Source organism: Actinomadura livida (genome assembly GCF_014648675.1).
GTDB lineage: Bacteria > Actinomycetota > Actinomycetes > Streptosporangiales > Streptosporangiaceae > Spirillospora > Spirillospora livida.
Map to the genome: position 1 here is coordinate 45,621 of NZ_BMRO01000011.1, position 14,732 is coordinate 60,352.

Below are 14,732 nucleotides of genomic sequence, written 5' to 3' on the forward strand. Positions count from 1 at the left end.
GCTTCCAGGCCGAGGGTGAGGAGAAATCCGTGGAAGACCCGAGAGCGTTCGATCGCCGTACCGTCCTGCGGGCGCTGGCCGCCGTGCCGGTCGCCGCCGCCGGCGTCGCGGCCTGGCCGGGCACGGCCGCGGCGGCCCCCGCCTCACCCGGCGTCCGCTACACGAACCCGCTGGTGCGGCAGCGCGCCGACCCGCATATCGTCCGGCACTCCGACGGCGACTACTACTTCACGGCGACGGTGCCGGAGTACGACCGGATCATCCTGCGCCGCGCCACGACCATCCAGGGCCTGGCCGGCGCGAGCGAACGGGTGATCTGGCGCAGGCACGCGTCCGGTGAGATGGCGGCGCACATCTGGGCGCCCGAGATCCACTTCATCGACGGCCGCTGGTACGTGTACTTCGCCGCCGGGCGGTCCGACGACATCTGGCGCATCCGGATGTACGTCCTGCAGAGCTCCGGCGCCGACCCGTTCACCTCCACCTGGACGGAGCTGGGCCGCCTGGTCACCCCATGGGACACCTTCTCCCTGGACGCGACCACCTTCGCCCACAACGGGACGCGCTACCTGGTCTGGGCGCAGAGCCCGCCGGGCGGCGACGTCAACTCCAGCCTCTACATCGCCCGCATGAGCAGCCCGTGGACCATCACCGGGACGCCCACGCTGCTGAGCACGCCGACGCTGCCGTGGGAGACGATCGGCTTCAAGGTCAACGAGGGCGCCGCCGTGCTCGTCCGAAACGGGCGCGTGTTCATGACGTACTCCGCGAGCGCCACCGACGCGAACTACTGCATGGGCCTGCTCACCGCCTCGGCCTCGGCGAACCTGCTGAACGCCGCGTCCTGGAGCAAGAGCCCCACCCCCGTCTTCACCAGCAACGACGCGACGAGCCAGTACGGCCCGGGGCACAACTCCTTCACCGTCTCCGAGGACGGCCGGAGCGACATCCTCGTCTACCACGACCGCGACTACCGCGACATCAGCGGCGATCCGCTGAACGACCCGAACCGGCGCACGCGCGTCCAGAAGCTCTACTGGAACGCCGACGGCACTCCCAACTTCGGCATCCCGGTGAGCGACGGCGTGACCCCGTACCGGCTGTCGTCCTACAGCAGCCCTGGGCGCTACGTCCGCCACTACGACTTCCGGGCCAGGCTCGAAGCGGACGTCGCCATGCTCGCCGACTCGCAGTTCAGGATCGTCCCCGGACTCAACGGCGACGGGACGGTGTCGCTCGAATCCGCCAACTACCCCGGGCACTACCTGAGGCACCGCAACTACGAACTGTGGGTCGACCGCGACGACGCGTCCGCGCTGTTCAGGGCCGACTCCTCCTTCCGGCAGCGGTCCGGGCTCGCCGACGCGGCCGGGATCTCGCTGGAGGCGGTCAACTTCGCCGGACGGTACGTCCGGCAGCGCTCCTCCCTCCTCTACCTGGAGACCGCCGACTCCGCCGCGGCCCGCGGCGACGCGACCTTCTACCTCGAATAGAACCCCGCCATCCCGTAAGACCCCCCGCCACTCGGATTGGACCCCGCGCATGGCTCCCGAACTGCGCAGACCCCTCCGCATCGCCGTCCTCACCGCACTGCTCGCGGCGCTCGCCCCCGTCCCCGCCGCCGCGGACCAGGCCACCGCCCTCCAGGTCGCAGCCCTCCAGGCCGCAGCCCGCCAGGCCGAACGGCTCGACCGCGGCCTGATCAGCGCCCGGTCGGGCAACGGCAACTACGTCGGCTGGCGGCTGCTCGGCACCGAACCGGCCGGCACCGCCTTCGCCCTCTACCGCGGGACGACACGCGTCGCCACCGTCTCCGGCTCCACCAACCACTGGGACGAGGGCGCGCCCGCGGGCGCGTCGTACACCGTCCGGCCGATCGTGAACGGTGCCGAGGGGCCCGCCTCCGAGGCGTCCCTCCGGTTCGGCGACGGGTACCTGGACGTCCCGATCCAGCCGCCCGGCTCCAACTACAGCGCCAACGACGCGAGCGTCGGCGACCTCGACGGCGACGGCCGCCTGGAGTTCGTGCTCAAGTGGGACCCGTCCGACGCCAAGGACAACTCCCGGAGCGGCTTCACCAGCAACGTCTACCTCGACGCCTACCGGCTGGACGGCGCCCGGCTGTGGCGGATCGACCTCGGCCGCAACATCCGCGCAGGCCAGCACTACACCCAGTTCCAGGTGTACGACTACGACGGCGACGGCCGCGCCGAGGTCGCGATGAAGACCGCCGACGCGACCGTGGACGGGACCGGCCGGGTCATCGGCAGCGCCTCCGCCGACCACCGCAGCTCCTCCGGGTACGTCCTCGCCGGGCCGGAGTACCTCACGATGTTCGACGGGCGGACCGGCGCCGCACTCCAGACGGTCGACTACGTCCCCGCCCGCGGCAACGTCTCCTCCTGGGGCGACTCGTACGGCAACCGCGTCGACCGCTTCCTCGCCGGGACCGCCTACCTGGACGGCGTCCGCCCGAGCCTCATCATGGCGCGGGGCTACTACACCCGCAGCGTGATCGCCGCCTGGGACTGGCGGGACGGCCGCTTCACCCGCCGCTGGACGTTCGACACCAACAGCTCCACCAACGCCGGGCGGGGCTTCGACGGGCAGGGCTCGCACAGCCTGTCGGTCGGCGACGTCGACCAGGACGACCGGGACGAGATCGTCTACGGCGCCATGACCGTCGACGACGAAGGGCGCGGCCTCTGGACGACCCGCACCGGCCACGGCGACGCCCAGCACCTCGGCGACTTCGACCCCGCCCGTCCGGGGCTGGAGTACTTCAAGGTCAGCGAGTCGACCGGCCAGCCGTCCTCGCTGTACATCGACCCCCGCGACGGGCGGATCCTGTGGTCGACGTCCGCCTGCTGCGACAACGGCCGCGGCGTCGCCGGGGACATCTGGACCGGGCGCGTCGCGTCCGAGTTCTGGTCGTCCGCGGTCTCGGAGCTGCGCTCCGTCACCGGGAACAACGCGGGCCGCAAGCCGTCCTCGGCCAACTTCCTCGTCTGGTGGGACGCCGACCCGGTCCGCGAGCTGCTGGACCGCACGCAGATCGACAAGTACGGGCCGTCCGGCGACACGCGGCTGCTGACCGCCTCGGGCGTGCACTCGAACAACGGCACGAAGGCCGTCCCGTCGCTGAGCGGCGACCTGCTCGGCGACTGGCGCGAGGAGGTCGTGTGGCCCACCACGGACAACACGCGGCTCCGCGTCTACACGACCCGCGACGTCACGGGCCGCAAGCTCCACACCCTCCTCCACGACACCCAGTACCGGACCGCCCTGGCCTGGCAGAACACCGCCTACAACCAGCCGCCGCACACGAGCTTCTTCCTCGGCGAGGGCATGAGCGCCCCGCCGCAGCCCTCGATCTACGTCCCGTGACGGGGCCGGGACGCCCCTGATCACCGTGAACAGGTGACAACCGGGCGGATCGGCTGCCAGGCTTTCCTCGGTCCGGTGAAGGAACTCCGAGGAGGCGACGGCTGTGACCGTCTCGATGGTGAAGGGCCAGCGGATCTCGCTGGAGAAGCCCGGCGGTGTGCTGAGCATGGTCCGGATGGGGCTGGGCTGGGACGCGGTGAAGAAGAAGGGCTTCTTCGGCTCGCGGGAGCGGGAGATCGACCTCGACGCGTCCTGCGTGCTCTTCGCCGACGGGAGCATCGCCGACGTGGTGTACTTCGGCAAGCTCGTCAGCGACGACGGCTCGGTCCGGCACACCGGCGACAACCTGACCGGGGCGGGCGACGGCGACGACGAGTCGGTGATCGTCGACCTGGGCAGGCTCCCGGTGCACGTCACGTCGCTGGTGTTCACGGTCAGCTCCTTCAACGGGCAGACGTTCGACGAGGTCGAGAACGCCTTCTGCCGGCTCGTGAACGAGCAGGACGGCGCCGAGATGGCCCGGTACACGCTGACCGGCGGCGGCGCCCACACCGCGATGGTGATGGCCCGCGTCTACCGGCACGGCGACGGCTGGAAGATGAACGCGATCGGCGAGCCGTGCCACGGGCGCACGTTCGAGGACATGCTCCCGACGATCGCCGGTCTCGCCTGACCGCCGATGACCGAACTCTCCCCGGGCGCCAACGTCGCCCTGCCCGACCGGCGGCTGACCGCCACGGTGTCCTGCGCCGTCCCCGTGGACGTGAGCGCCCTGCTCGTCGGCCCCGACCTGCGCGTCCGCTCCGACGCCGACCTGGTGTTCTTCAACGCCCCGGAGGCGCCGGGCGTGCGGTGGGCCGACGGCGGGGGGCGGCAGCGCGTGCGGCTGGACCTGGACGCGGTGCCCGCCGGCGTCCATGCGGTGCTGGTCGCGGTGAGCCTGTCCGGGGCGGGGTCGTTCGGGGCGATGCCGCCGCCGCAGGTCAGGCTGGCGGGGGACGGCGACGAACCGGCGGCCCTGTTCACCGTCCGGGGGCTGGGCCCCGAGAAGGCGATCATCGGGCTGGAGATCTACCGCAGGTCCGGGCAGTGGAAGGTGCGCGCCGTCGGGCAGGGCTACGCCGGCGGGCTAGCCGAGCTGGTCGAGGCGCACGGCGTCGAGGTGGACGACCCGGGCGAGGAGGCGGGCATGGGCACCGCCCCGGCTGGCCCCGCCGTCGGCGCACCGCCACCGGCCCAGCCGCCGTCCGCGCAGCCACCCGCCGCGCAGCCGCCGCCCGTACCGCCGCCGCGCACGCAGCCGCCCCCGGCCCAGCCGCCCCCGCAGCAGGCGCCGCAGCAGACGCCGGCCCCGCAACCGCCGCCCTCCTCGGAGGTCGGCTACCTCGAACGGTGCTGGCTGATCTGGGAGGACGCCAGCCGCTCGCTGGCCTCGTTCCGCGCCGCCACCGAGCACGCGCTGCGGCTCCGCAACGAGGAGATCGCCGGCCGGGCGCCGCGCGGCCGGTTCGACGAGCTGATGCGGGCGGCCGACGAGCGGCTGCGCGCCGACGCCGAGCAGCTGCGCGACGAGCTGGCCCGGGTGGAGCCGCACGTCACCGCGGAGGTCGCGCCGTTCGACGCGCCGTCCTGGCTGACCTGGCGGCCGGGCACCGACCTGGCCGAGGGGATGCTGGTGGGGCGGCTGAGCACCGAGGAGCTGCCCGGTCTGCGGATACCGCTCGTCCTGCGGATGCCGTGGCGGCGCGGCGTGTGGGTCTCGCGCGGCACGATGCCCGGCGACTCGGCCGCCTACGCCTGGTCGCTGGTGACCCGGTTCCTGGCCGCCGTCCCGCCCGGGCTGGCGGGCCTGGAGGTGATCGACGCGGCGGGCCTGTCGGGCGCGGGCTGGCTGCACGGCTTCGACCCGGTCACCAGCGCCCGCCTGCTGGGCGGCGGGGTGGCCACCGGCCCGGCGGCGTCCGAGCGGCTCCGCCGGCTGCTCGACCTGGTGGACCTGCGGCGCATCGGCGGCGACCTGCCCGCCGCGGCGGCGGAGGGCCCGCCGGTGCGGCTGGTGGTGATCCTCGACGCGGGCGCCGCGGTCGCGGGGGAGGAGGCGCACCACGTGCTGCGCCTCGTCGAGGACGGCCCGCTCGCCGGCGTCCCTGTGCTGCTGGTGGAGACCGACACCCCCGCCGCGGAGACGGTGCGCGCCATCCGCGTCCGGCAGTCCTGCAACGACCTCCCTTCCAGCGAGGGCATGATCGGCGACTCGTGGGTCGGCGCGGGCTGGAACCTGACCCCGGAGGTCCTCCCGGACACCGCCGCGGGCACCCGCGCCCCGGCCCTCCTCACCCACGTCCTCACCGCCCACGCCCGCTCCATCGCCGCCCACGACTGACCCCCGGCCGACCGGGTCCCGGTCCGGTGGTCAGGGGAGGGCGGCGAGTTTGCGCTGCAGCAGTGCGCGTTCACGCTCGTTGGCGGTGAGGCCCGCGGCGCGCTCCAGCTCGGCGCGGGCCTCGGCGGTGCGGCCGAGGCGGGCGAGCAGTTCGCCGCGGACGCTGGGCAGGAGGTGCGAGTCCCGCAGCGCGCCGGACTCCGCCAGCCCGTCCACGATCCGCAGGGCCGCGGCCGGGCCGTCCGCCATGGCGACCGCGACCGCGCGGTTGAGGTCGACCACCGGGGAGGGGGCGAGCCGGCCGAGCGCCTCGTAGACGAGGACGATGCGCTCCCAGTCCGTCTCCTCGACCGACGGGGCGACGGCGTGGCACTCGGCGATCGCGGCCTGCAGCCCGTAGGCGCCGAGGCCGCGGCCGGCCTGCTCCGCGCGGGCGAGGGCGGCCCGCCCGCGGCGGATCGCGGCGCGGTCCCAGCGGCGGCGGTCCTGGTCCTCCAGCAGCACCGGCTCGCCGTCCGGGCCGGTGCGGGCGGGGAACCGCGCCGCGGTCAGCTCCAGCAGCGCCAGCAGCCCGTGGACCTCGGGCTCGTCCGGCACCAGCCGGGACAGGACGCGGGCGAGCCGCTGCGCCTCGCCCGCGAGGTCGAACCGGATCAGGTCGCCGCCCGAGCTGGCCGTGGACCCCTCGGTGAAGATGAGGTAGACCGCGCTGAGCACCGAGCCGAGCCGCTCGCGCCGGTCCTCGGCGGGCGGCACCTCGAACGGCACCCGCGCGGCCGCGAGGGTCTTCTTCGCCCGGGTGATGCGGGCCTGCACGGTGGCGGTCGGGACGAGGCACGCGCGGGCGATCTCGTCGCTGGTCAGGCCGCCGACGACGCGCAGGGTGAGCGCCACCCGCGCCTCCCGCGACAGCACGGGATGGCAGGAGACGAACATCAGCGCGAGCAGGTCGTCGTCGATCCGGTCCGAATCCCACAGCACGTCCGCGGCCCCCCCGGCCGGATCGGCGGGGGAGCTCCCCGAGGCGGCGCCGCCCTCGCCCAGGTCGCGGGCGAGGGCGGCGTACCGGTCGTCCAGGGCGGCGCGGCGCCGGAACGCGTCGATCGCGCGGCGCCGGCCGACGGTGAGCAGCCAGCCCGTCCGGTTGCGGGGTACGCCGTCGCGCGGCCAGGTCACCAGTGCCTCGGCGAGCGCCTCCTGCGCGAGGTCCTCGGCCAGCGCGAAGTCGCCGGTGTAGCGCGCGAGCGCGCCGACGATCCGCGCGGACTCGATCCGCCAGACGGCGGCGACGGCCTCACGGCCCGTGTGCTCGCCGGTGTGGTCGCCCATGTCGCGCCGTCCCGCTCAGAGCTGGCCGGTGGCCTCGCGCCACGCCCGCTCCTTCTTGATCCACTCGTTGTCCTGCGGCAGCTCGTCGATCGTGGTGACGCGGCGGATCTCGGTCTTGAAGCCCGGCCCGGTCATCGGCGACCGCTTGGCCCACTCGACGGCCTCCTCCTTGGAGGCGACGTTGAGGATGTAGAAGCCGCCGAACAGCTCCTTCGTCTCGCCGTACGGGCCGTCGGTGACGACGGGCGGCTCGGACGAGTAGTCGACGACCACGCCCTCCTCGGCGTCGTCGAGGCCCTCCGCGGCCAGCAGCACCCCGGCCTGGATCATCTCCTGGTTGTAGCGGCCGATGGTCTCGATCATCTGGTCGAAGTCGATCTCGCCCATCCCCGCGAATGCCTCGTCGCTGGCGCGCATGATCAGCATGTACTTCATCGTTCGTTCTCCTTGGTCGTCCGGGCCCCCTCCGGAGCCTTTCACCCCTAGGTCGAACGGGGGGCGACGCCGATCGACACGGCCGCGGAACTTTTTCAAGAACCGCGGCCGTGTCGTCTGACCAGGGAAGACGCCGCGGGCTACCGGGCGAACGCCTGGAGCTCGGCGGCGCGGACGAGACCGGCCCACCGGGCGGCGGTGCCGCAGTCGGTGGCGGAACGCGGGTCGTTGTCCTGCTCACCCGCGTACGCCGGGGCGCCGGTGCACTGGCTGGAGACGACCTGCAGCCGCAGGTGCGTCGCCTTGACGTCCCTCAGGTCGAACGACCGGAGGTTGACGTCGGGTGCCGTGGGCCGCGGCCGGTCGGCGGGGAACGCGTCGGACGGGCTGGTGTAGACGGTGCGGTACGACCCGTCCTCCGCGCAGTCCGCCCGGGTGGAGTCGCAAGCCAGGAGCCGGAAAGCCCGCAGCGCCGTGAACCGGTTCTGGGCGGTGTTCGCGCCCTCCGGGTCGCTCGCCACGGTCGGCCGCAGCATCGCGCTGACCTGGATCCGGTCGACCTTGACCGGGCGGTCGCCCGCCAGGTCGACGGTCACCTGCCGGTCGGCGACCGGGGCCTCGACCGACTGCCAGTTGGTCGCCTCGGTCTCGTCCAGCAGCGCGCCCTGGGACTGCCCGTCGCCGGCGGCGGTCGCGCCGTTGGCGCTCGCGGCGAGGTTGCGGTGCATCGTCACCGGCAGGGACTTCTGCCCGGCGCCGATCGTCGCGGTGAACTTCTTGTGCCCGAAGCCGGCGCCCACCGCGACGAAGGAGTAGCGGCCGGGCGCGATCGCGAACGTGGCGCCGAGCGGCGTCGCCGGGTCGGTGTCGGCCACCGGGACGGCGCGGGCCTCGTAGTCGCCCACGTAGAGCCGGACCGCCCCGTCCTCGGCGTCACCGCGCGGCTTGAGCGTGACGCTGGCGTTGCGCGACATCGGGGACGCGAAGCTCGGCACCGGGTCCGCGTCGGCCGGGCCCGCGCTGGACGCCGCCTCTCCCAGGCCGTGCCGGGCGAAGACCTTCCACATCAGCTCGTGGTTCTTCCCGCCGAACCGGATGGTGTCGGCGGCGAGCAGCGCGTCGCGGTGGTCGACGTAGCTGACCGCTCCGCTGGCCATCAGCAGCAGCGCGTCGAAGGACAGCTGCGCCCACCGCCGGTTGCCCGGGCACTTGGCGGCGTCGACCTTGCCGTCGGCGCACTTGCGCTGCAGCGCGGCGCTGCCGTCGCCGTACCGCCGGACGAACGCCTCGCGGAGGTCGAACTGGGTGGCGGTCCAGATCTCGCCGTCCGCGTGGACCTGCGTCCCGACGAGGTCGTAGCCGATGTCGCTGTAGTTGAGCGGGCTGCGGCTCATGTCGTAGTTGCGGATCCCGGCGCGCGGCTCCCCGGTGACGTAGGCGCCGATGACGTACGGCGTCCGGCCGGGCGGGCGGAACCCGTACTCGCTGAGGTACTCCATGGCGAGCAGGTCGGAGGTGCTCTCGTTCATCGCCCCGGCCTGCGGGCCGCTCCACCCGGCGTCCGGGCCGGCGACCATGCGGCCGGAGATGGCGTGCGAGTACTCGTGCCCGATGACGGTCATGTCGAAATCGCCGTCCACGCACGGCGGGTAGAACGCGCCCGCGATCGGCTGCCACAGGTACATGTTGGTGATCGGGGCGATGCCGTCGGGGAACGTGATCTGGTTCGCGTTGTCGCGGATGCTGGGGAACCGCGCCCCGGCCTGCGCGTTGCCCTGCTCGGGGTCGCCGCCGAGGCCGCCGCGGTCGCCGTTGTCGACCTGCATGTTCCACGCCGACTCGGTGAAGCCGAGGCGGTAGGACCAGTCGTGCATGCGGTTGTGCTGGACGAAGAGGTTGGAGATGGCCGCTTCGAGGTCGGCCTCCTGCGGGCTGTCCAGCGTCGCCGGGTCGCACTTGCTCCTGTACCACTGGTTGCCCCAGCGGTAGGTGTACGCGCGGTCCGGTCGGGGGGCGTTGGTGCGGGTCCCGACGGTGAAGGGGTCGTCGCTCGCGCGGTTGTCGTACGAGCGGGCCGCGTTCCCCAGGCTGGTGTGGGTCGACTCTCCGGTCGCCGGGTCGACGTCCCAGGCGTTCCCGTTCGAGGGGTCGCCGCCGACGACGAAGCTGCACCCGCGGGCGGGCGTGTAGCACCACGTCCGCCGGGTGTCGCGCGACGAGTAGTCGCCGGGCGGCGTGGCCGGGAACACCGACCAGCGCGGGTCGTCGCTGTCGTGGTCGACGAGGTTCTCCCGCACCAGCACCGCGCCGGACCGGGCGTCGACGTGGGACGTGACGGCCTTCGGCTCCGCGTCCGACGTGTCCATGAGCGTGACCTGGTAGGCGCTGCGGACGCCGTCGGCGGTGGGCACCGCGACGAGCCGGACCCGGCGGGTGGCGCCGTCCGACACCGTGATGCCCGCGTCGCGGGCCGCCGCCGCCACCGCGTCCTCCTCGGAGAGCGTGGCGGCCGGCGGGGCGCCGCCGTCGCGGGACAGGGACGAGGTGACCGAGACGACCTCGTCGCCGCGCACGCCGACGGCCACCAGCCCGTCGTGGCCGGCGGGCAGCTCGCCGAAGCGCTGGCGCAGCAGCACGGCGGCGCCGTCGCCGATCGGGTTGACCGTGACCTTCTCCAGCGCGGTGACGGCCGGCGCGTCCAGGCCGAAGAGGTCCCGGTTGCCGGCCAGGTAGGCGCGCGCAACCTTCTCCGGCCCGCCCGGGAGGCCGTCGGCCAGGGCGCCCGTGCCGGTCACCGAGGCGGGGGTGCCGAACCTGTTCCACCGGACCGTCACGTCGCGGGCGGCGCTCTTCTGCCGGGCGGTGGGGGCGAGCGCGCCGCCGCGCGCGTCCTTGTCGGGCAGCTCCACGTGCTCGCCGGGCGGTTCCGGCCGGGGAGCCGAGCGTTCGGCCTGGGCGGGGGTCGCGAGCCCGATGGTCAGGAGAGTTCCAGTGACCGCCACGGCTGTCGCGGCGGTCCAGCGGGTCCTGGGCACCATTGCCTCCTGGGGGACGGGCGGATGGCCCGTGGAGGGTCGGCCGGTCGATCATCCGGTCGTTGAAGAGACAAGCAGTGCCCCGTACCCCCAACTATGGCGAATTGGCACATCAACCCCATATAGCCGAAAGTCGGTGTTCGCCCTTGACAGCGGCTGTTTCGCATGGTTGCCGAGTACAGCGGGACGAAAGCGCGCGATTCGCGCATGGCCCCCGGAGGCCCGGTGGAAGGAACCGGCCAGGTCCCGCGGGTGCGGGTCGGCCGGTGGAGGTCAATGGCGACCGGATCGTGATCACGTGGCTACACGGTGCACATAACCCTTACGGTTCGGTGAGGCCGTGCAGGTCGGCAGACATAGAACGTGTTCTTATGCCCGTCGCGGTAAGCAAGTTGTTCCTTGCGGGCGGTGATCGTCGGGATAACCATGGCGCTGAGCGCTGAGAATCTCACGATTCGGAAGGTGGTGTATGGGCGGCTGTTGCGCAGTGCCCCCGACCTCGGAATGCTCGTGATCGCCCGCACCTGATCGACTTCTCCTGCACCGTACGGCCGACCCGTGAAAGCGGACATCATGACGGATGATTTGCTGTCCCTGTCGACGGACGAGTTCATCGCCGGGATCGACGCGGTCGCGTCGAAATTCGATTCGGCGGCCTATCCGCAGCAATACCTTCCCGCCGAGGACTGGGCGCTCCTGGTCAGGGCCGGAGTCCTGCTCCCGACCCTGCCCTCGCGGTACGGCGGCCGCGACAGCCACGTCGAGATGTGCCGGGCCGTGGAGACCGCGGCCGAGTGGAACCTGGCGCTCGGCGTGTACGTGATCGTCAACACCGCGCTCGCGCTCCTGCCGGTCGTGAAATGGGCCGGCGAAGAGGCCCAGGAGGAGATGCTGCCGCTGTTCAGCGGCGGCGATCCGCTGCGGGCGGGCCTCGCCGCCACCGAACCGGGCGCCGGGTCGGCCCTGTCCGCCATGACGACGGCCTTCGAGGAGGTCGACGGCGGCTACCGGATCCGCGGCCGCAAGCACTGGCAGGCGCTCAGCTCCTCCGCGCACTGGTGGCTGGTCGTCGCGAAGCACGAGCACCGCCGCGAGTACGGCTACTTCATCGTCCGGCGCGACGAGGGGTTCCGCACCGTCCAGCTCTACGACGCGCTCGGCCTGAAGCTGCTCGACTACGGGGTCAACGACATCGACGTGACCGTGCCGCGGCACCGGCGGATCAACGCCGAGGAACGGGGCGTGGACTCGGTCGACCTGTTCCTGGCCTCGCGGTCGCTGCTGGCGGCGGCGGGGGCCGGGTTCCTGCGGCGCATCAGCCGGGAGGCGCACGCGTACGCGGACGGCCGCCGGATCGGGCGGAAACGGCAGTCCAGGATCGGCTTCGTCCGCTACCGGCTCGCCGCCATCGACGCGTCCGCCACCATCTGCGAGGCGTTCAGCCACTACCTGCAGACGGAGCTGGACTTCAAGGGCGACATGACCCCGGCGTTCCCGGCCGTCCAGGCCCTCAAGACCGTCGCCACGGAGCGGATCGTCCGTGCGGCGCAGAACTACCAGCAGCTGACCGGCGGTGAAGGGTACCGCTGCGGGTCGCCCACCAACATCGCCGGCCAGGCGTTCCTCGATTCTCGGGTCTTCACCGTCTTCGACGGCAACAACGACATGCTCAGCCAGCAGCTCGCCGCGCACTGCCTGACCCGGCGGGGCGGCCTGCCGCTCAGCGAGTTCCTGGCCGGCTGGCCGCTGACGGCGCCCGCCGTCGACACGCTCAAGACGGACCTGAGCTTCCTCGACCGGCCCCTGGACCAGTCGCACCAGGTCCTGGCGGGCCGCGCCATCGGCTACCTCTTCGCGGTGACGAGCGTCCTCAAGTGGGCCGAGGAGACAGGTGCCGACCCCGGGCGGCTCTGGCCCGCCGTCGAGTTCCTCCGGCACGACATCACCGGCGTCGCCGCCGAGTTCCGGCTGATGGCCAGCGGGATAGTCGGAGACGAGGACCCGGCGGAGCCGGTCGGCGCCGGCGCCGGGCGGCCGTTCCCGTTCGCCGGTTCCGACCTGACCGGGACGGGGTGAGGCCCCGCCCGCTCCGCCCGCCGCTGCCCGATGCCCGGCCGGTCAGTCCGGCAGGCCCTCGCGGAGGTCGATCCGGGCGGCCAGGTCGGCCGCCTTCCGCTTCATGAGGTCCAGGCCGGCCTTGCCCCACGGGCGCGGTTCGCTGTCCACGACGCAGACCGTGCCGAGAACGGTGCCCGTGCGGTCCGTCAGCGGAGCGCCCGCGTAGCTGCGGACCATGAGCTTGTCGACGATGGGGTTCCCGGCGAACCGCGGGTAGTCGAGGACGTCGTCCAGGATCAGTGCCTTGCGCCGGACGACGACGTGCGGGCAGTAGCCGGCGTTGAGGGGGATCCGCAAGTCCAGGATCCCCTCGACGAGGTCGGCGGCGGCGGGCGGCGTGAAGACGCCGGACACGAACTGGTCCTCGCCGATGAGGTTCACGAAGGCCACCGGCGTGGTCGCGAGGCCGGTGAGCTGCTGTGCCTCCAGCGCCAGCTCGTGGGCGAACCTGTCGAACTCGCTCTCCCGCTTCTGCCCCAGCCCGAGTTCGCGCAGCCGCGCCGCCCGCTTGGGCGCCTCGTGGTCGGGCGGCAGCAAGGGCCGGTCGAACAGTTCCGGCGCCTGGTCGCTGAACTGGTGTGTCACGGGAGACCTCCGGGGTGTGGGCGGGTGTGCGGTGGCGGACGGACAGCGGGGCCGGGGTCCGGGACCCCGGCCCGCCGCGTCAGACGGGGGCGGGCGGGGCGGTGGAGAGAAGGTGCAGGATCAGCGAGCGCAGCGCCGCGATCGCCGAGGCGCGGTCGCGCGCGTCGCAGAGCACGATCGGCACGTGCGGGTGGAGTTCGAGGGCGGCGCGCACCTCGTCCGGGGAGTAGTGGAACGAACCGTCGAACTCGTTCACCGCGACCAGGAACCGGAGGCCCCGGTTCTCGAAGAAGTCGACGGCCTCGAAGCAGTCCTCCAGGCGGCGGGTGTCGGCGAGCACGACGGCGCCGAGGGCCCCGGCGGCCAACTCGTCCCACAGGAACCAGAAGCGCCGCTGCCCGGGGGTGCCGAACAGGTAGAGCACGATCCCGTGCTGCTCGATCGTGATCCTGCCGAAGTCGAGCGCGACGGTGGTGGTCGTCTTCCCCTCCACCCCGCCGAGATCGTCGATGCCGACGCTCTCCGAGGTGATGAGCTCCTCGGTGCTCAGCGGCTCGATCTCGCTCGCCGCGCCGACGAACGTCGTCTTCCCGACGCCGAAACCGCCCGCCACCAGGATCTTCACCTGGGTCGGGAGCCCCTCAGACTCGTTGTAGGCCATCGAGCAGTGCCTCCAGAAGGGCTCGGTCGGTGGGGTCGGCCGCGATCCGCGCCTCCTGCACGGCCATCACGCCGCGTTCCACCAGATCGGAGAGCAGGACTTTGGTGACCGCCGTGGGGAGCCGCAGGTGGGCCGCGACCTCGGCGACCGACGTCGGCGTCCGGCACAGTTCGAGGGCCCTGGTGTACTCGACGTCCAGCGCGGGGGAGAGCCGGACGGACACCATCAGGGTCAGCATGTCCAGTTCGACGGTCGGGTGGGTGCGCCCGGCGGTCACCGTGTAGGGGCGCACGAGCCGGCCGGCGTCGTCGTCGAGCCAGACCTCGTCGTCCTCGGGCCGTACCTCGTCTCCGGACGTCATATCGGCCGGTCTCGCTCGATCGCCGTGGCCGCCGGCCGGACCGCGGTGTGCAGGAACGGCCGGACGGACCTGATGAGCCGGGCCATCTCGAAACCGACCACGGCGGGGTCGGCGTCCGCGCCCGCCAGCACCGCGAGCACGGAATTGTAACCGGCCCAGGAGATGAACAGCTGGCTGGATCTGAGCTCCGCCACCACCTGCCGCACCTCGTTGCTGTCGTCGAATTTCGCTCCGGTGCTGCGCGCTATGGAGAACAGCCCGGAAGCGAGCGCGGAAAGCTGCTCCGCGCTCGTGCGGTCGAATCCGTGGGCGGCTTTCAGCATGCCGTCCGCGGAGAGCAGCACGCTGCCGCGTATGACCGGAACCTCTTCGCCCAGCCCCCGCAACAGCCAAGCAAGATCTTGAGCCTGGTTCGGGGCGACACCGCTCAATGGACGC

Annotated in this window: 12 protein-coding genes; 5 read left to right on the forward strand and 7 right to left on the reverse strand. The window is 72.7% G+C overall.

Annotated elements, in window-relative coordinates; translation table 11 throughout:
• The first annotated feature begins 29 nt into the window (after positions 1-29).
• The 4 genes from IEZ03_RS25135 (at position 30) to IEZ03_RS25150 (ending at position 5,770) form a co-directional block, all read left to right on the forward strand.
• Positions 30-1,493 carry a family 43 glycosylhydrolase gene (locus tag IEZ03_RS25135; RefSeq protein WP_184887730.1) on the forward strand — a complete coding sequence of 488 codons (1,464 nt, stop codon included), beginning with the start codon at positions 30-32 and terminating at the stop codon, positions 1,491-1,493.
• A 49-nt stretch (positions 1,494-1,542) separates the two neighbouring features.
• Positions 1,543-3,387: a rhamnogalacturonan lyase gene (locus tag IEZ03_RS25140; protein WP_184887728.1), complete on the forward strand. Its 1,845-nt coding sequence runs from the start codon at positions 1,543-1,545 to the stop codon at positions 3,385-3,387.
• A 103-nt stretch (positions 3,388-3,490) separates the two neighbouring features.
• On the forward strand, positions 3,491-4,060 hold the full coding sequence (locus IEZ03_RS25145; protein ID WP_184887726.1) for a TerD family protein: 570 nt from the start codon (positions 3,491-3,493) through the stop codon (positions 4,058-4,060).
• A gap of 6 nt (positions 4,061-4,066) precedes the next feature.
• A complete protein-coding gene (locus tag IEZ03_RS25150; protein WP_184887724.1) occupies positions 4,067-5,770 on the forward strand; it encodes a TerD family protein in 1,704 nt (567 codons plus the stop codon).
• 30 nt (positions 5,771-5,800) lie between these two features.
• Here the strand turns inward: IEZ03_RS25150 and IEZ03_RS25155 are convergent, their stop codons facing one another.
• The 3 genes from IEZ03_RS25155 to IEZ03_RS25165 form a co-directional block, all read right to left on the reverse strand.
• A complete protein-coding gene (locus IEZ03_RS25155; RefSeq protein ID WP_184887722.1) occupies positions 5,801-7,099 on the reverse strand; it encodes an RNA polymerase sigma factor in 1,299 nt (432 codons plus the stop codon).
• Between the two features lie 15 nt (positions 7,100-7,114).
• Positions 7,115-7,534, reverse strand: coding sequence for a YciI family protein (locus IEZ03_RS25160; RefSeq protein WP_184887720.1), 420 nt, complete (start codon positions 7,532-7,534; stop codon positions 7,115-7,117).
• A gap of 140 nt (positions 7,535-7,674) precedes the next feature.
• On the reverse strand, positions 7,675-10,572 hold the full coding sequence (locus IEZ03_RS25165) for a M36 family metallopeptidase (RefSeq protein ID WP_184887718.1): 2,898 nt from the start codon (positions 10,570-10,572) through the stop codon (positions 7,675-7,677).
• A 570-nt stretch (positions 10,573-11,142) separates the two neighbouring features.
• Here IEZ03_RS25165 and IEZ03_RS25170 point away from each other — a divergent pair.
• On the forward strand, positions 11,143-12,645 hold the full coding sequence (locus IEZ03_RS25170) for an acyl-CoA dehydrogenase family protein (protein ID WP_184887717.1): 1,503 nt from the start codon (positions 11,143-11,145) through the stop codon (positions 12,643-12,645).
• Positions 12,646-12,687: 42 nt separating this feature from the next.
• On the opposite strand, the gene IEZ03_RS25175 is transcribed toward IEZ03_RS25170, so the two are convergent.
• The 4 genes from IEZ03_RS25175 to IEZ03_RS25190 form a co-directional block, all read right to left on the reverse strand.
• Positions 12,688-13,272 (reverse strand): GAF domain-containing protein, encoded by a 585-nt coding sequence (locus tag IEZ03_RS25175; protein ID WP_229808564.1) that lies wholly within the window; start codon positions 13,270-13,272, stop codon positions 12,688-12,690.
• Between the two features lie 79 nt (positions 13,273-13,351).
• A complete protein-coding gene (locus IEZ03_RS25180; protein WP_184887715.1) occupies positions 13,352-13,933 on the reverse strand; it encodes a GTP-binding protein in 582 nt (193 codons plus the stop codon).
• Positions 13,914-14,294 carry a DUF742 domain-containing protein gene (locus IEZ03_RS25185; protein WP_184887713.1) on the reverse strand — a complete coding sequence of 127 codons (381 nt, stop codon included), beginning with the start codon at positions 14,292-14,294 and terminating at the stop codon, positions 13,914-13,916. Before IEZ03_RS25185 ends, IEZ03_RS25180 begins: the two co-directional genes overlap by 20 nt.
• Positions 14,291-14,725 carry a roadblock/LC7 domain-containing protein gene (locus tag IEZ03_RS25190; protein ID WP_184887711.1) on the reverse strand — a complete coding sequence of 145 codons (435 nt, stop codon included), beginning with the start codon at positions 14,723-14,725 and terminating at the stop codon, positions 14,291-14,293. The genes IEZ03_RS25185 and IEZ03_RS25190 overlap by 4 nt, the downstream gene beginning before the upstream one ends.
• Positions 14,726-14,732: the final 7 nt, after the last annotated feature.